General features: G+C 34.6%; 20 protein-coding genes. 2 read left to right on the forward strand and 18 right to left on the reverse strand.

What is annotated here, in order from left to right:
* Nucleotides 1–125: 125 nt before the first annotated feature.
* Nucleotides 126–848, reverse strand: a complete 723-nt coding sequence (locus Q5W13_RS01880) for an SOS response-associated peptidase (RefSeq protein WP_304445197.1) — start codon at nt 846–848, stop codon at nt 126–128.
* A gap of 316 nt (nt 849–1,164) precedes the next feature.
* On the opposite strand from Q5W13_RS01880, the gene Q5W13_RS01885 reads away from it, so the two are divergent.
* A complete protein-coding gene (locus Q5W13_RS01885; protein WP_304445198.1) occupies nt 1,165–1,332 on the forward strand; it encodes a hypothetical protein in 168 nt (55 codons plus the stop codon).
* Entirely contained in the window at nt 1,299–1,583 is a 285-nt protein-coding gene (locus Q5W13_RS01890; protein WP_304445199.1) for a hypothetical protein, read from the forward strand. Before Q5W13_RS01885 ends, Q5W13_RS01890 begins: the two co-directional genes overlap by 34 nt.
* 149 nt (nt 1,584–1,732) lie before the next feature.
* On the opposite strand, the gene Q5W13_RS01895 is transcribed toward Q5W13_RS01890, so the two are convergent.
* From Q5W13_RS01895 to Q5W13_RS01975, 17 genes are all read right to left on the reverse strand, one after another.
* Complete coding sequence (locus Q5W13_RS01895) at nt 1,733–2,446, reverse strand: hypothetical protein (protein WP_304445200.1); 714 nt, start codon at nt 2,444–2,446, stop codon at nt 1,733–1,735.
* A 24-nt stretch (nt 2,447–2,470) separates the two neighbouring features.
* Nucleotides 2,471–3,220, reverse strand: a complete 750-nt coding sequence (locus Q5W13_RS01900) for a hypothetical protein (RefSeq protein WP_304445201.1) — start codon at nt 3,218–3,220, stop codon at nt 2,471–2,473.
* A 37-nt stretch (nt 3,221–3,257) separates the two neighbouring features.
* On the reverse strand, nt 3,258–3,905 hold the full coding sequence (locus tag Q5W13_RS01905; protein ID WP_304445202.1) for a hypothetical protein: 648 nt from the start codon (nt 3,903–3,905) through the stop codon (nt 3,258–3,260).
* A gap of 228 nt (nt 3,906–4,133) precedes the next feature.
* On the reverse strand, nt 4,134–4,631 hold the full coding sequence (locus Q5W13_RS01910; protein ID WP_304445203.1) for a hypothetical protein: 498 nt from the start codon (nt 4,629–4,631) through the stop codon (nt 4,134–4,136).
* A complete protein-coding gene (locus tag Q5W13_RS01915; protein WP_304445204.1) occupies nt 4,632–4,970 on the reverse strand; it encodes a Vch_cass14 family protein in 339 nt (112 codons plus the stop codon).
* A gap of 18 nt (nt 4,971–4,988) precedes the next feature.
* Complete coding sequence (locus tag Q5W13_RS01920) at nt 4,989–5,408, reverse strand: hypothetical protein (RefSeq protein WP_304445205.1); 420 nt, start codon at nt 5,406–5,408, stop codon at nt 4,989–4,991.
* A gap of 50 nt (nt 5,409–5,458) precedes the next feature.
* Complete coding sequence (locus tag Q5W13_RS01925; RefSeq protein ID WP_304445206.1) at nt 5,459–5,890, reverse strand: hypothetical protein; 432 nt, start codon at nt 5,888–5,890, stop codon at nt 5,459–5,461.
* The gene (locus Q5W13_RS01930) at nt 5,891–7,735 is read right to left on the reverse strand and encodes a coiled-coil domain-containing protein (RefSeq protein ID WP_304445207.1); all 1,845 of its coding nucleotides are present in this window, start codon (nt 7,733–7,735) and stop codon (nt 5,891–5,893) included.
* Nucleotides 7,735–8,217, reverse strand: a complete 483-nt coding sequence (locus tag Q5W13_RS01935; protein WP_304445208.1) for an ABC-three component system middle component 2 — start codon at nt 8,215–8,217, stop codon at nt 7,735–7,737. Before Q5W13_RS01935 ends, Q5W13_RS01930 begins: the two co-directional genes overlap by 1 nt.
* Nucleotides 8,217–9,197 carry an ABC-three component system protein gene (locus tag Q5W13_RS01940; protein ID WP_304445209.1) on the reverse strand — a complete coding sequence of 327 codons (981 nt, stop codon included), beginning with the start codon at nt 9,195–9,197 and terminating at the stop codon, nt 8,217–8,219. Before Q5W13_RS01940 ends, Q5W13_RS01935 begins: the two co-directional genes overlap by 1 nt.
* A gap of 514 nt (nt 9,198–9,711) precedes the next feature.
* Nucleotides 9,712–10,815, reverse strand: coding sequence for an exonuclease/endonuclease/phosphatase family protein (locus tag Q5W13_RS01945; RefSeq protein WP_304445210.1), 1,104 nt, complete (start codon nt 10,813–10,815; stop codon nt 9,712–9,714).
* Between the two features lie 17 nt (nt 10,816–10,832).
* Nucleotides 10,833–11,489, reverse strand: coding sequence for a P-loop NTPase family protein (locus Q5W13_RS01950; protein WP_304445211.1), 657 nt, complete (start codon nt 11,487–11,489; stop codon nt 10,833–10,835).
* Nucleotides 11,473–12,144 (reverse strand): hypothetical protein, encoded by a 672-nt coding sequence (locus Q5W13_RS01955; protein ID WP_304445212.1) that lies wholly within the window; start codon nt 12,142–12,144, stop codon nt 11,473–11,475. Before Q5W13_RS01955 ends, Q5W13_RS01950 begins: the two co-directional genes overlap by 17 nt.
* Nucleotides 12,141–12,428, reverse strand: a complete 288-nt coding sequence (locus Q5W13_RS01960; protein WP_304445213.1) for a helix-turn-helix domain-containing protein — start codon at nt 12,426–12,428, stop codon at nt 12,141–12,143. The genes Q5W13_RS01955 and Q5W13_RS01960 overlap by 4 nt, the downstream gene beginning before the upstream one ends.
* A 303-nt stretch (nt 12,429–12,731) precedes the next feature.
* Nucleotides 12,732–13,568, reverse strand: coding sequence for an RteC domain-containing protein (locus tag Q5W13_RS01965; protein WP_304445214.1), 837 nt, complete (start codon nt 13,566–13,568; stop codon nt 12,732–12,734).
* 225 nt (nt 13,569–13,793) lie between these two features.
* Nucleotides 13,794–14,462 carry a response regulator transcription factor gene (locus Q5W13_RS01970; RefSeq protein ID WP_304445215.1) on the reverse strand — a complete coding sequence of 223 codons (669 nt, stop codon included), beginning with the start codon at nt 14,460–14,462 and terminating at the stop codon, nt 13,794–13,796.
* A gap of 448 nt (nt 14,463–14,910) precedes the next feature.
* The gene (locus Q5W13_RS01975; protein WP_304445216.1) at nt 14,911–15,213 is read right to left on the reverse strand and encodes an asparaginase domain-containing protein; all 303 of its coding nucleotides are present in this window, start codon (nt 15,211–15,213) and stop codon (nt 14,911–14,913) included.
* Nucleotides 15,214–15,485: the final 272 nt, after the last annotated feature.

The raw sequence follows: 15,485 nt of genomic DNA on the forward strand, positions 1-15,485 counted from the left end.
GGTCGGCTGCTATTCTCAAAAAACGGTCTTCTTACCCCTTAGCTTTTGCCGCACATATCATCGAGATATACGGCTCTGCTCTTGAGAGCGTGTTATATGCGATGGAACATTTCATTAATTGAAGGTTATCCAAATAGACCTTGCTGTGGTTTACCTTCATAATCTACACTAATTTCAGGGTAATGAACCGGTGTGGTAATATCAGCTATGTTCGTATCAACTTTGGTCGAATACAAATCCCTACTGATGGGTTGGGCATAAATAAGCTCGTCGGGCATATCGTTCTGAAGAATATTTTCTAGATTTTTTCTTTCAGCGGAACCGTCCAACCAGTACTTTACTTGTTCATCATGTAATATAACAGGCCTTCTCTTTTTGGTATGGTGTATCTTCTCAAAAAGCGGTGTAGCTGGTTTTGTCAATACGGCAAATGTTGCTTGGCCGTCATTGGTAAAGTTGTAAATGCCCGCTAGATTTACTATTTCTTTGTCTCTTCGCTCAAAATGAAAAGGTATCGAAAAAGGCTTCTTCACATTCAAAACCCTGTAAGGTTCAAAGAACCCTGTTACTGGAACGACACATCTTCTGTGTTCTGCACTTTCCATAAAATGGTCCGATACGAACAATTTTTCGATGGTGGCGTTTAGCCCTGACCCGTACCCTATCGTTTCCTTGTAAAAATCCTCTATTTCCAAGCCCGATTTCCAAGAAGGAACGAATCCCCACATTAACGGAGTGAGAAAATTTGGGTTTTCTTGCGGTAGAATCCACATCAACGGATGCAAGGACTGTTTTGTTCCTCTGTTTACAATTTGTTTTGCAAAGCCGTTGATATGATGTCTGGTCAAATCTTCTTCTAGTAGGTATTTTGGCAGTTTGGCAACCGCTCCATAATGCTCTTCCAGTTTTTTAGCTTTTTTCGGCCATTGCCGCTGAGTAGCACATACTAATAGTTCTGCGTTAGGTACTGATTACGATCAATGATGACAATTTAAAAAAAATTGTTGAAAAGTTAATTTGCATAGTTTAGGATATATTCCATAATTTTGGAATATGTCCAAATAAATATTTAAAAACGCTGATACCAAGGCTATTCGCCACTTACTTAAAGAGATAGGTAAGGAAAGGTATGAAGCGGCCTTAGAGGATGCCGGACTATCGGAAATGAAACCTATAGGATTGGATGGTTTTAATGTGGAGTGGGAAGATAAGAATGTAACGCTTTTTTATAGGTATCCCAGCGGAACTGTTTATGAATTAATGGATGTTCTAGGATATTGGGGCGTACCACGCTTAGAATGGGAAAGGTTAAGAAAAGAGGCTGCGAAATGAAAATGTACAGACAAGAAAAACTACTCGATAAACTTTTAAAATTTAGGTTTAAAAAACATGGTTTTGATCTTATAAAAGTTGAATGTTATGATAGGTTCGACGGCGATAACTTTATGTGCCGCCTAGAAGTCTTCAAAGGTGGTACTAGTATCGAGCATCGCGTTATGAAACACGAGGGCCAATTAACGGAATCTTTTGTTACCGATGCTGAGGAAAAGCTGAAGGGGATACCAACTATTGAATGTAAATAAATGGAATATACCTGTTTGTATTAAGCTTTTATAGGAACGATACTAAAAATCTTCCCGTACAACTCTTTACGAAAGGTGCAATTTGTAAAGAGTTATGCTTTGAACTTATAAAATCCCCATAATCTTGGGCTTTTATCAGGAGCTCTATCCTACTCAGTTTTTTTCTTTCGAGCGTAGTTTAGTCTATACATCATCCAATCACGTTGCTCTGTTTTATTTGGGAAAAGTGATTTCAAAGCTTTTTCAGAAATAATGTCTAAATATTTTTCTATTTTTTCTGTGAACTCTTTCATTAAAACAACTAGTTTAAATTCTTCTATTTTGTCAAAACTAGAAACAATTACCAATTCATTTCCCCATTTAGTTATAGAGGTCTGTGTTAATCTAAATGATTCTGTTTTTCTTGGAGATTCTATTGATTTGGACATGTAATTTGGCGTATGTGCTCCAATCTTATTTCTGACATCAATTATTTTCAAACCTTTTAAATCCCCAATTATTTTTTTCTTGTTAGGGACTTTAAAAAGTTCAATTAATTCAATTATAGCTTGCATTTGGAGATAAACAGCATTTAGAACTCCATATAACCTAAGGTACATTTCACCTTGTCCCTCTAAATTTGTTATAAGTCCATTTTTGTAAAACTCAGATATTGCATACTGGCTATCTTCTGTCAAATCTATACAGGCTCTTAAACGTAAATGGTCATCAGTACTTGAAAATTTAAGGCTGCGATTTAAATTTTCTTTGTACTCCTGTTCGCTGCTATAGTTCTTAACTTGAACATATCTTAGAACTCCTAAAAGGATTTCACAATATATTTCGATTGTTGATATTCGACTTAAGTATTCTTCATCAGTCATCTGCCTAATATGTTTATTTCAGCACTACACTTTTGTAATTAGAAAGAAATCATCTAATGCTTCTTTCAACTTTTTATTTCCCATAGTTAAAGCCTTGTTTCTAATATCGTCCGGTTTGAAATATGACACCTTGTATTTAGAAGCTGATGAAGATATATAATCTAGTTTCTCCATGGCCTCATCGGTAAATCCACCAGTTGACCAAAATTCAAATTCAATTTTTTTCTTTTTCCAAGTTTCTTGTTTTCCTACCCAAGTTTTAAATGCAGGGATTTTTTTCCCAAGCCATTTGTCTATAGTCTTTAAATCTGTTTTTGAGCGTTTTGCTTTACATTCAGCTATCACAATTTTATCATTGTAATTAGCTAAAACATCAATTTCGTGACGAGAATTATTTTCAATAATCTCACGACCCAAATCAATACTATTATTACTATGTAAAGAATGAATATGGCCAACAACAAACTCGAATAGTGCTCCTCTAATGTTATTAGCTAAACCTTCATTGTATTTTTTAAGTTCTTTAATTAAATCTAGATACTTTTCAGGGGAAGATTTTAAACTAGCTCCAGCATTATTTAAAACGCTAATTAATTCTTTAAGTGTTTCAGCGTATTTTTGACCAAATAGTTCTTTAATAAAGCCAATAGCAATACCATGATATTTTAAAGCGGATAAAGCTTCCTTACTTAAATCATCAACTATTAAAAAAGGAATAATTTTTGAAGCGTTATTAAAACTTTGAACATGTTTTATTTTTTCAATAAAGAACAAAACATCCTTTTCATAAATTGGAGTTCCTATAATAATATCAGCTAAAATAAAAAATAGGTTTATTTCCCTGCATTAATCCTGTGATATTTGATACACCTTTGAAGGCCCATCTCAATTTTCCGTATTCTCCAAATGGTTCAGCTGTATTGTAAGAAATTAATCCAATGTTTTTGGTCAAAGAACCAAAGTCAGAAATAATGTTTCCTTTTATTACCTCAATCGTTTTAGAGGCTAATGAATTTATATTGGTCTTTTTTAATTTTGGAGAAATAATATAATACTGTTTATTAAAATTTAAGATGTTCGATTTTATAAATTTTTGTATTATTTTTTCGAATGGCAAATGTCCTTTTAAAGCCCTAATGGGATAGTTAGTATAACATTCTAAAAAAACCTGATTGATAATTCCTCCATGAAGCTCTAAAGCATTTAGGGTATACCAATATTTTTTTCCATTTTCAAACATTGCTTTATTTAGTGAATCAAATAGTAGTCCATCTTTTACATGTTTTTCTAAATAGCAAAGCGATAAATTGCTTATAAAGTACCCTTTAATTTTTTGAATTTTTTTATTCCTAGCAACTCTTTGACTGGCAGTATTATAATTTATTCCTTCAGATTTTTCTAATAACCTTGACAACTCATTTGACATCAAAGGACCTTTTTTATTTAATATATTCTCCATCAATGTCATATCACACTATATATAAATAACTCTTCAGAGTTAAATTCAGCAAAAAAAAATTAACGATATCCTATATGTTCTCTAGGTTTTTTACATAAAAACGGCATCAAAAACCCGTCATATCAATATTCATAGCTGCGTTTTATGTATTATAAACAACTATTATATGGATCATGATTGAATTATTTTTTCATTTATTCCTACAATAAAATAACATTTCATTCTTTATCATTGACTGCACAATAATGGCCAGCCCATTTCTACCCTTAGCCTTTGTTCAAGTACTGTCCTAAAAAGAATACTATCCTCTTTGTAATCCTCCAACATAAAAGATGTCTCTAGATATCGGAAGGACCAATCATAGCCTCTCAGATTTTCAAGATTAAAAACAGCTAAACAACCTGTGCCTTTTGAACCTTTAAAATGTTCTCTTGCTCTTTGCCTTAATCTATAACTGTGTCCACTATATATGACATAAGGAAAATCATCGTGCTGCATTATTCTGAACCGAGCTGGGAGATAACTAGATGCCTTAACTTTTTTGGAAAGATTATAATGCATTGGATCTTCTCTTTCTTCGAAACTACTCAAGATTTCTGTGGCTGTATTTGTTGAAATAGTATAGATCCCAGGACTTGTTGGTATTTTCTTTAATATTAAATCTATCGAGGGGTAATTAATATCAATCGTTTTCCAATTTGAATTGGAGTAAATATTTTCAAACATTTATAAATTTTTGAAGACTTTTATTAAGTCAGAATACGTGGTTGAATTATCAAAAGAATTTAGCAATTTACCCTTGTATGTTCTTTCCCGAAGGTCTATTTTTTTTGTGGTATGATTGTAAAGCATTGCATAGCGATTTGGTCCAACCCAGAACCAAATCATATTAGCTGTCTCTCCTTTGTACTCTCTTACCTCAATTTCTTTGGAAGATTTCCAAATGATAGCACCTGCAAGAGTAAGTGCTATTCCTTCTACATTTCCAGCATGATGGTCGGCTCTTTCTAAAACACCTAAAAGATACCCCTGTAAAGTTTGCAACGAATCTATTGATATGGCCATATGAAGTGTTCTATATAATTAATAACTTTCCAAAACCGTTCGATCTGGATTCACCCAATAATGTATAATATTAAGTTTTTTTAAACTTGGAACTACGCCGTCAAGAACTTTTTTAAGGTACAAATCATCTGGTTGCGCAATAGCAATCAAATCGTTTGGAAATTGGTTTTGAGTCTTAATTGACTTTATTATTGCTACTCCAAAATGTGTCTTAATCTGGGTAGAATTAAAGTATTCGTTTTTTTTAGTCGGTGAATTATCTGACGCTTTCGCACCTTTAGCCTCAACATAGAGTCTGCGCTCATCTTTGACAGCAACAACATCAATTCCTCTTTTTTGGCCTAAACAGAATCCCTCAATAAGCCAGCCTTCCTTCTTGAGATGTTCAATTAGTATCTCAATGGTTTGGTCCTCTGTTAATTTTGAAATATAGTTCATGAGTAATTGTCTTTTTCGAACCTTTAAAGATTTGATAAATAGCAGCTCAATTAGTTGTTCACATCTGGTAAAACTTTTCTTACCCCCCTGAACTTTTTTAAAAGTGCTAAATGTTTTTGTCCTTGCAGCCCTATTCTTTCGTCCTCCAAAAAAATCCGTGTCTCATCAACAATTGCGTCCTCCTCTTCCATTCTTCTTAATTCTTTAAAGTCTTGATTGATTTTTTTTAGATTACTATTTAAATAATTAATAAATTTTTGAATAAATTCATCCGAATTTGAAAAACTTATCGACGTATCACTTAAAACTAAAAGATATGAGTTTTTATTTGTTACTAGATTATCCATTTCAAAGATTGCTTCTAGGACTATTCCACTATGCTTCAACTCCCTTTTGAATTTTATATCTAAAACCTTGTTTAGAATAGAGTAGACTTCTTCGTTATAATCTTTAATCATTTTGTCCGGTACAAACGTCATCATTTATTCAAAGTGTTCCATATTATTCATTGGTATAAACCCGTATCTGCCCTCCTTCGTTGATTGAGTAAAAGTTATATGATTTATCTTATTTAAGATATCAGAAGGCGGCTCCACATTTTCAATGATAATAATTTGGTCAATATTACTATTATCGGATACGTATCTATAAAAGTCCATGGCCAAATCAATAGGTAACAAATCCTCTTCAGAGAGATCGGGTTTTTTAAATGTTACTAGAGGCGAATCTAGTATTGGAATTCCGATTGAATAGTCCTTAGCACTAACTAATTCTTGAATAGCAACTATAAATGCAGAATAGATAATTGCTCTGTAACCTTTCCCAAAAAGCGAACGGTCTTCCCCAGATATCACAAAATCATTTCCTTCCTCACTATAACTAACGGCAGTTAAGTCAGGATAGTTACACCCTTTTAGTACTAATTCAATATAATTAGATAGCGGTGTCATATTAGCAGTTGATAATGACTCATATCCGTTATTTTTATTGGATTTCGAGACTAATTCTTCTAAAGAATCCTTTTGTATACTATATTTTTCCAAACGCTTTTGCTTAAACTCAATTCCCAACAAGAAACTTTTTTTGTCAATAAGCGATTCTATGGTTTGCGATATATTATCGATGTCCAATTTTAATTTATTCTCTAGTTCATACTCCAAATTTTGTTTTTGAATTTCAAAATTCGCCAAGTTCTCGTCGAAATCTTTTAATTGTAGGAACATGCTTTTCTCTGATTCAACCAATTCAATGAGAAGCCCTTCTATTTTACCTATCTCAGCATTACATGCATTAATTACACCTGTTATATCAGTATCAGAACAGTTATGCGGCAATTTGTTCTTACACAAAGGGCAAACCGAATCCCCCTGAGCATCGTCCTGAAGTAAAACACTCGCTTCGATTGTAGACTTTAGTCTACTTATATCGGTATTATAATGATTATTCAAAATATTTGACCTCTGGTATAGTTCTTCAATTACTCGTTTTTTCACCAAAGTCTCTTCAATTATTACTTGGGTCTCATGTCTCTTCTTAGTTAAATCATTGTACTTTTCATCAAGAACTTTATATGATGAATTGAGCTCTTCTATCCTAGTGGATAATGAATCTATAGGTTCTCTATCCCATTCAACTTGCATATTTTTTAGTTCCTCACTTTCATCTACAATCAATTCCTTTAATAATTCTAATCTTCCTTTTTTGTTAGTAACTTCCGTTTTACTTAATGCAGCAATTATATCACTATCATCTTCTCCAGTAACAAAATATTTTAAGGTGTTTTTTTCAGGAGTAGCTTTAGTGTAATGGGTCTGAATTATAGAATTTTCAGTTATTATTCGTTCTTCGTGAATCATAAGAAAACCTGCAACATCACGATAAGAAAGTTGTCTAGTTTTCCCCTTCTGGTCGGTCCTAATCTTTTTTGGGTAAGAGTTATTTAATTTTAGTAAAAAAGCTGATATGGTTTGCTCGCTCTTGGGGTTATGTTTTCTAGCAAGTATTTCGTATTCTTGGTCAAATGTGATATCATCTATCGAACTTTCATATAAATGAAAATCCCCGCCTTTTAAGTCACTTTCAAGAGTTAAAACTTTACTGTCTTTAGTTGTTATTTGAAGAAATATTGAAGAATAATTTTTTACCTCATTAATCCTTTTTGGAGTTTTTGAACTCCCCAACATATAATTCAAACATTGAAAAATGAAGGTTTTCCCCGTATTTGAAGGTCCAGTTATTATATTAGCACCTAGTTGAAAGATAATTTCAGCAGGTACGACCGCATTTCCAGTCAGCCTAAGTTTATTAAAAATATATCCCGTATTCATTAATGTAGTAATTCAATATTATATTCATTTCTCACATCTTGCATTTTAGAAGAAAGGATCTCTTTCAACAACTTCTTTGGTAAATCTGAGAAATTTGCTGCAACCCAATTAGCTCTATTAATCAAGTTCAATAAATATTCCTCCTCTAGCATTTCGAGATAGGGGGTCGAGTATTCGGATGCAAGATATTCTATACCTGTTTCGTTGAATACTCTATCTATTAGACCTTTCGAAATAAAAAGATTAATACCTTTTTGAATTATTGAACTTCTTACCAATAGTTCACCATTTCTATAAGGTACTGCTGCGTGAAGGCTTTCTACGGATTTATCAATATCAGCGGAGTGAACGGTCATGTAGTCCAAGTACACAAGTTTCTGAAGGTCTATTGAACGAGGGTATGACTCATTGAGAATACATAATATTCTCAAACCTGTTTCTACATTATTATTGAAAGGAACAGCTTTTATATTATTCTCCATTAAGTCCATGTTATCCTTTTATCATTTGCAAGTTGGTGACATATACCGCTTCTGTCGTTAATAATACTAACATCTTTGAGGGGATTAGATGCTATAACGATTTTACGAGCTTCCTTCTCAACCTCTTTTACTCTTACAAACCCATCCGAATGATCTTCATCGACTATATCTACAATACCATCAAAAATCTCATTTTGGAAATCTTCAAACGTTTCAACTGGCAAACTATCTCTCGAGAAATTTCTTAACTGTTCCGCATGATGAAAACTAATTCTAGCTCTGTCAAAATGATCAGAGTAATGCGGAACTTCGTCAAGTTGCTCTTTGTTCTCATACTTCTCACCATTTTGAGATCCGTAAGCTTTAAAAAGTTGCTTTACATAAACTGTTTCGTTCGTTTGTATAGAATCTGGAATATCATCCTCTGATAATTTGTCTCTTTCTGGAAGTCCACCACCGAATCTAGTTAGATGATTTGAATGGACTTTATGATCTTCAATAATATTTTTGGTATGAATCTTTGAAAAGATTCTAAAATTAAAATTCTGAACATAAAGCAGGAAATCATCTTTCAATTCTATGGGTTCTTTCGTAATTTTTGATTTACAGTACAGATCCCAGTTATTAATTATTGCTTCTTTTAATTGTTCCTCATTCTGCAAAAGTTTGGATAAAGAGGTTCCGCATCCTTTCGGCGCTACAAAATAATAATTATTCGGTACTGGATATTCGCCCAAATAGCAATAATACAAAAGCTTACCAAATTCTTGATATACTTGGGTTGGCCTAAGAGGAGTCTCATAATGTTTACATTGGAAACAATCCCATTTATAATCTGACAGATTTTTATCAGATTTATATCCTACAACATCTCTTCCTTTATCTCCTGCTCCTCCAAACTTTTCTGTTTCGAAATATAAGCTTTTCTTTAACTCAGTCCACTCCTCAATAAAGTCTTCCCACTCATCTGCTGAAAACAATTCTACTGTTTTAATAGGGGCTATTCTCTTCCCGTAATTTACTTGATGAGATGTTATCCGCTTTTTATTCATTTAATATTTCAATTTATAAAGCCACAACTCCCGTTCAAGCCTCTGAAATCTAATGTGCATAGGAAATCTTAGTTATTGTAATTTTTCAGCTCATTAAAATACTCGTCACAAATTACATCTTTTTGCTGATTTTTCTTACTATTATCTATAAGAGGCTCAAAGTTTTCAACATCCTCTTATAGGTTTTAGATCAACATATTGAGTTTAATACTAGTTGTCGAAAAGTATTTTCTTCAGAACTCTTTACATTATACCTTTTGATAATAGTTTTAGGATTACTCTTAGGCTCCCTGAAATATGCTATAAAAACTAGTACTCTTTACAAAATCCGCTTTTTGTAAAGAGTGTAAATTATAGCCTACCAGAGAATAATCTTGTCGAGCTTAATTTCTAAGGGTTTTCCGTTCCTAGAACATAAATAAAACGAAATGAGAACACTACGCTATACAATTTCCGCCCAAATCAAAGGGTGTTCACTAGCAGCCTGATTCTTACTCACAATAGATGGGTAAAGTTGCCATGAAGGCTTCTTATCACGCCAAGTACCCTTGCGGTTTATGCCTGCCTTTCTGATATTTTCAAACAAATGTGGTGATAGCAGCAAATAATCTTTCTGTTTTAAGTTGACCCCCATTCGGTAGGCACCTAGTCTGAAATAGCTGCTATCCTTGCCTTTGTCTGTATCCGCTTTGAAATTTTGATGTTTGGAAGCGTCTTTTAGATCCGTATCCCGTATCAATGGGGCAAGGCAATCGCTATAGGAAACATCATTTAAAGTTCCGCAAACAATGATTTTATCTTTTCCATTGTCGTGCATCGCTTGATAAATTTCGGCTACTTTTTCAGCTTGTATTTTTCGTTCTTCCGCGTTTTTTGAAAAATGATTGGATATCATGTTAATCGTATCTCCTTCAGGGGTAACTATCGAATATTCCTGACAATCAATATCGAATAGGGTAAAGCCATTGGCATCCAAATCATGTACATGATTCCTAAAACCATTCAACTTAAAACCATTTTTTAAAAGTACGCCCATGCTCAAACCATGTTCGTTGTTCGTCTCAAAAACCATGGCCTCCTCATAAGGAGAGATTTTAAGCAACGGAAGAAATGACCTATTGAATTCCATTAAGGATGCCCTATCCTCAACTTCCTGAAGAATCAATATATCTGGGTTAGTATCCGCAATAACATAGGCTTTTGCGAAAATAGCTTTATCGTTCAGGGGCATATTGCCGAGTTTTACCCATCCCTCCCAATCCGACAAGAAAGATGCCTTTGTGGCTTTTTCAAAACCATTGTTCTTGTAATACAATTCTCCGGACTGTCTTTTTAAAACGGCATAGGGCACTTCATACGTTTTTTCAAAACCCAGCAAAAATGACAAGTCACGAATACGGGCGTCGTCATCAGCATTTCTTGTATGCTTTCGCAAGAGCCTGTCCAATTCATCGATTAAATCGGTGGAATTTTTTTTGTTTTGTTTTTGAAAGAGTTCCCTATTTCTATGGAAAAGATTTTGAATGTTAAAGGTGGCAATTTTCATATTGTTGGTATTATATATTAAACACGTTTGTCTTTTGCTTCTTTTTTAAAAGCGATAAGGTTGAACATTTCGCGCATTCTACTTCTGACCCGTTTTCCGTAACGTTCTTCCAATTCTTCTGCGTTGAGATTGGTAGTTGCATGGGTTTTCGTCCGGTTTCTTAGAAAGAGTTCGTGCCTTGACAATAGAATTTCCCCGATTACATTACAGTCCTTACCGAAATGCCGCCCAATAGGTTCTACACCAACATCATCAAAACAGTAGAAACCTACGTTTCCATAATCTTCTATGATGCTGTAGCCTATATTATTAAAGCCGAACGTCACGTTTCGCGCGGGTATAATATCATAAGACCTAAAGTGCGGGACTAGGTACCGAACCAATTTCATCAATGTTGTTTTTCCGCAGCCGACCGGTCCGCTGAGTATGATGCCCTTTTCGGTATCGATGCCAAATTTTTGACAGGCGGCAACGTCCCGTATCATGTAAAGACATAGTTGGTACACGATAGCCATATTTTCCTCCCAGATATGGAATTGCTTTCCGAACAACAGTTTGCCTTTTGCATTGAGGTAAATGAGCATTTTCGAAAAATCATAGTTCATTTTTTTTCCGTCAAATTCTCCAAGGGAATACATAACGCCACCTTCAACGATTTTAGAGGGGTTCGCCATAGTTCTTTTGATTATTGGTTTGTAGATGGTCCTCGTTTTGAGGAACGATTTTTAGTATTGGGGTATTCTTGATTTCATTAGCCTTCAACATCCAATTGCTTGCAATAGCCTTCCAATCTTCAATTTTAACCTTCCCTCCTATTTCCCAGCCAACGCCCTGATAGTGGTTGAAAAACTTTACCGCCTCAATCGATGACCATTTTTTTGACTTAAAAAACTCCAATACCTCCATTTCATTTTTTGGCTTTCTCTTTTCAGAGCGTTTATTTTCGTTTGTATGTTTCTTATATAAGGAAAGTGGTACGTTTTTAGGACAGTAGTGCTGCATGAGCGTACCACTAAGTCCTATTTCTGTACTACTATCGGTACATATTTGAGACATTCTTACCATCGTTTTTTGAGTGGGATTTTGGGTAGGTAGATATTCGATATACTCCCAGTCCGATAGATTCTTTATTAGGCGGTGATAGGTAGACCTTGAGCCAATTTTGGCCAGCTTCATGATCTCAATGCGATTGGCATAGAATTCAGTAGCAAAATGATGGAGGTTCCAGTAGAAAAAAAGTGCCATATACAGACTGATATGGGTACTATTTAAGCGAGTATCATAATAGAATTTATCACAGGCGGCGTTTAGGTGTTTGATGTAATTCATGGGAATAATTCGCCGTTTTCATGTGCATTCTCCATCAAAACCTTGTCAATCTCATTAGCATCGTAAAACAATATGCCTTCAATCTTATGCGAAGTGATAATCTGTTTGTTGCGCAAGTTTTGTAAGGTGCTATGGCTGATTTTCAGCTTCTTCTTGACATCGGCAGAACGCAACCAGATTTTTGGGGTTCGGGTTTGATATTTGGAGAGGAGTTCTTCGATTTCCTCCAAGAGCTCGATTTTAAAATCCCGTAAATCGTCTGTAGTTATAATACTTGTCGGCATTTGTTCTCTTTTTAAAAATCCCACCGTCGGTTGCTCCTTTTTATGACGGTGGGATTACAGCAATTGACTTTCGAGAACAAATTTGAATCGAATAATTAGTTTTTAATCCCAAGTACGACCCGACTACGGTCAAAATTTAACATTTGTAGTTTTAAGCGGTTTATTACCATTTTAAAGTTGTTTATGGAAAGTAATACCGTCCAAAGAGCCCAAAACTCGTTCCTTATTCAGAACTAATCTAAAAACCGGAGTATGACCGGAGTACGGTCTTGGGAAGTACTTATCATACTGAATTTCAAGAAATCATTCCTCAGTATTTTCCATGTGGGATTGAAGACCTGCGGCCATTTCGTCAAGGAATTTGGTTCTACTTATCTTCCTTTCTTTTATATCAGCGAAAGTTTTATAGAAATCGCCCAAATCAAAATGGAACAACTGCTGCATAGCTACGGCAATTTCTTTAATGTCCGTATTTCCATGATTGATTACCCGATTGTAATGAAGCGCATAAATAAGTTCTGTTAGAGCCGATTTAGAGGAAGTCCATTGCAAGCTTATATGATTATTCAATTCATTCGATTTTGATTGCGGGGACTTGCTTTTATCTATTAATCGATTTTGCAGGTAATCGACACATAAATGAAAAGCTTTGAATTCGGCCAAGAGCATATCCTTCGCCGTACTGAACTCAGGGTCCCTGAAATAAAAAACGCCATTGACATCGGGAAATTTATCAAAGTATTTCCTTGTGAAGTAAAGTTCATCAAAATGAGTAAAGCCTGCTTCAATGTATTCGTTGAACTCTAGATGATTTACAAAGAATGTGTTCAAATCTTTAAGCCGCTTTTTGATGAATTTGCGTTGCGCATTAATGTTTCCTTTTGGGAATTCAAGCTCAAAAGAACGTACTTGGGAGAAATAAATGAATTGGGTCAACGGAACTGTCTTGATGTGCTTGAAAAAATCAATTTCAGCCTCGATGGTATCGAAACCATTTAACATTACTTGCTTTTTAAACATAGTTAGAAGGTCACGGCAAAGTTTAATGGCGTGATTAGCCCGTTTTAACCCATGGGGAATATCTTTTCTGGCCTTATACAAATCCCTTTGAAGGCTTTCCGTAAAAACATTAAAATCCATAAGACCCCGCTTTACAAGTTCTCAAACTGTATAGAGGTCAATTTAGGTTAGTTGTACAGGTTGGTTAGGGGTGTGACGTTCTATACATAGCAATTTTTTAAGCCATACACCAAAGCGTAAACCGAAGTGCATGCGCTACCTTTAAATTTATAAAAAGGAGGTTTTATCATAGGAGAATCACCCCGTATTTACGTACGGGAATACCGTATTTAACTACGGGATTTGTTATTCTTTTTTCGATTTATAGCGGCTAAGGAATTCCGACCTGTTTTTAACCCCGGTCTTTTTGAAGATATTAGAAGCATGTTTGGAAACTGTACTTTCGGCTATAAAAAAATCATCTCCGATTTGTCTGTAAGTTCTACCGTCTACAATTGAGAATGAAATTTCAATTTCCCTTCTTGTCAAAACGGTTTTTAATAATTCAGACTTGCCCAAATTACCTTCATTCTTTTTATGAAGGTCAAAGACTCCAATCAGTTTGGCTTTATTCTCCAATAAGTATAAATAACGGTCTACTTCAATAGCGGTAATGGTGTAAAATGAAATATTAATTACCGTAAAGGTTAACCATTGATAGTCCCCAATGAAAGTTAATATTGGTAACAGCGCTATACAAGTAATGCTTAACAGCGAAAGCCGATTACGACGCAAAACAAATTTATTCGGATTTTCAGGTTTCCATATCCTCTTAAAAAATGCCCAGCAGATATAAAGACATATTGCTGAAACGGGAATTGAGAAATACAGTCGAGATAAATCAATTGATTCCGTCAAAAAATACGGTACTAAGAACAATAGCACAAAACAGCCCACAACGTAATAGGCAATGTTAAAAACGGTCAGACGGAATTTCAGAAAATCAATATCGTATTCCTTATAAAGGTAATTCACGACATATACGCACATGGTTATCGCCACTCCATAGGTAATGATATATTGAACTATAAAAGGTCCAGGAAGTTCTCTACCGGCAGTAAGCCGCCTGTGAAATTATAAAGGATAAACAAGCAACCCAACACAAGAAATCTGTTTACATTGGTATGTTTGAGCCTTTGGGACTGAAAGAAGGCGAAGACCACAATGAACGTATCCACCAAAAGGTAGAAAAAAGTCGTCCAATGTATTGAGGTACCAAACATATTTTTTTATTAATGCTATAAACTTTCAAATCGGTTTTCCTTTGTGTTCTTAACGACCTTATCCCAAGGAAAAACCTGCCCCTGCATTGCTATGAAAACACCTTTATCTAAATAGCCTAAGGAAGAAATCGCAAATCCTAAATTGAAAGGGGCATCGGTGTTTTTATCCGTCCCAAGAACAAAAGCGCCAACAAGAACAATTATTTTTTATTCAAATCAAGTTTTCCTAAAAATTTAGCTGTCTTTACCATGGTTAGTGTACCATGTGTAACTAATATTTTTTCTTCACTTGATTTTCGAATCATAACTGCCAATAGTTCTCTATCCGCCTCAGAAATGAATCGACTATCCTTGGAGAAGGCAGCCTCCAATTCATAGTCAACGGAAAGTCTGGTAGCTTTAAGGAATGAATCAATTGAAACTTCCTTATATCTTGCAACATTACTTTCATCAGCATATTCGAGCCCTTCAATAGTTCCTCCAGTAGTTATAATCCGAATCATAGGTTTTGTTTTTTGAATTGAACAGAAAGAATTTCGCGGTTATTTCCCAGATGACAACTGTTCAATTTATTCGAAACCAGAGTAGTTGCTCCGAAAAGCTTATACAGCGTTAATGCCTTTCTAATAAAAAGATGGGATAAATAACCTATAAAATTCAAGTAAATAGAATGCATACTTTACCCTTTAACAGAACTGATTAGTGTTGTATAGTATTCTGCTCAGGTAACTTGGGGAGTGTAACAGAACTTTAAAATACAAAAATTCCTACAAAA

It is taken from the genome of Zobellia laminariae, assembly GCF_030553095.1.
In the GTDB taxonomy this organism is placed as follows: Bacteria; Bacteroidota; Bacteroidia; order Flavobacteriales; family Flavobacteriaceae; genus Zobellia; species Zobellia laminariae.

What these genes read in the sequence shown, in the direction of transcription:
- Q5W13_RS01885 (WP_304445198.1), top strand. Translation starts at nt 1,165, where the DNA reads ATGAAACCTATAGGATTGGATGGTTTTAATGTGGAGTGGGAAGATAAG.
- Q5W13_RS01890 (WP_304445199.1), top strand. Translation starts at nt 1,299, where the DNA reads ATGGGAAAGGTTAAGAAAAGAGGCTGCGAAATGAAAATGTACAGACAA.
- Q5W13_RS01895 (WP_304445200.1), bottom strand. Translation starts at nt 2,446, where the DNA reads ATGACTGATGAAGAATACTTAAGTCGAATATCAACAATCGAAATATAT.
- Q5W13_RS01905 (WP_304445202.1), bottom strand. Translation starts at nt 3,905, where the DNA reads ATGGAGAATATATTAAATAAAAAAGGTCCTTTGATGTCAAATGAGTTG.
- Q5W13_RS01910 (WP_304445203.1), bottom strand. Translation starts at nt 4,631, where the DNA reads ATGTTTGAAAATATTTACTCCAATTCAAATTGGAAAACGATTGATATT.
- Q5W13_RS01915 (WP_304445204.1), bottom strand. Translation starts at nt 4,970, where the DNA reads ATGGCCATATCAATAGATTCGTTGCAAACTTTACAGGGGTATCTTTTA.
- Q5W13_RS01920 (WP_304445205.1), bottom strand. Translation starts at nt 5,408, where the DNA reads ATGAACTATATTTCAAAATTAACAGAGGACCAAACCATTGAGATACTA.
- Q5W13_RS01925 (WP_304445206.1), bottom strand. Translation starts at nt 5,890, where the DNA reads ATGATGACGTTTGTACCGGACAAAATGATTAAAGATTATAACGAAGAA.
- Q5W13_RS01930 (WP_304445207.1), bottom strand. Translation starts at nt 7,735, where the DNA reads ATGAATACGGGATATATTTTTAATAAACTTAGGCTGACTGGAAATGCG.
- Q5W13_RS01935 (WP_304445208.1), bottom strand. Translation starts at nt 8,217, where the DNA reads ATGGAGAATAATATAAAAGCTGTTCCTTTCAATAATAATGTAGAAACA.
- Q5W13_RS01945 (WP_304445210.1), bottom strand. Translation starts at nt 10,815, where the DNA reads ATGAAAATTGCCACCTTTAACATTCAAAATCTTTTCCATAGAAATAGG.
- Q5W13_RS01950 (WP_304445211.1), bottom strand. Translation starts at nt 11,489, where the DNA reads ATGGCGAACCCCTCTAAAATCGTTGAAGGTGGCGTTATGTATTCCCTT.
- Q5W13_RS01955 (WP_304445212.1), bottom strand. Translation starts at nt 12,144, where the DNA reads ATGAATTACATCAAACACCTAAACGCCGCCTGTGATAAATTCTATTAT.
- Q5W13_RS01960 (WP_304445213.1), bottom strand. Translation starts at nt 12,428, where the DNA reads ATGCCGACAAGTATTATAACTACAGACGATTTACGGGATTTTAAAATC.
- Q5W13_RS01965 (WP_304445214.1), bottom strand. Translation starts at nt 13,568, where the DNA reads ATGGATTTTAATGTTTTTACGGAAAGCCTTCAAAGGGATTTGTATAAG.
- Q5W13_RS01975 (WP_304445216.1), bottom strand. Translation starts at nt 15,213, where the DNA reads ATGATTCGGATTATAACTACTGGAGGAACTATTGAAGGGCTCGAATAT.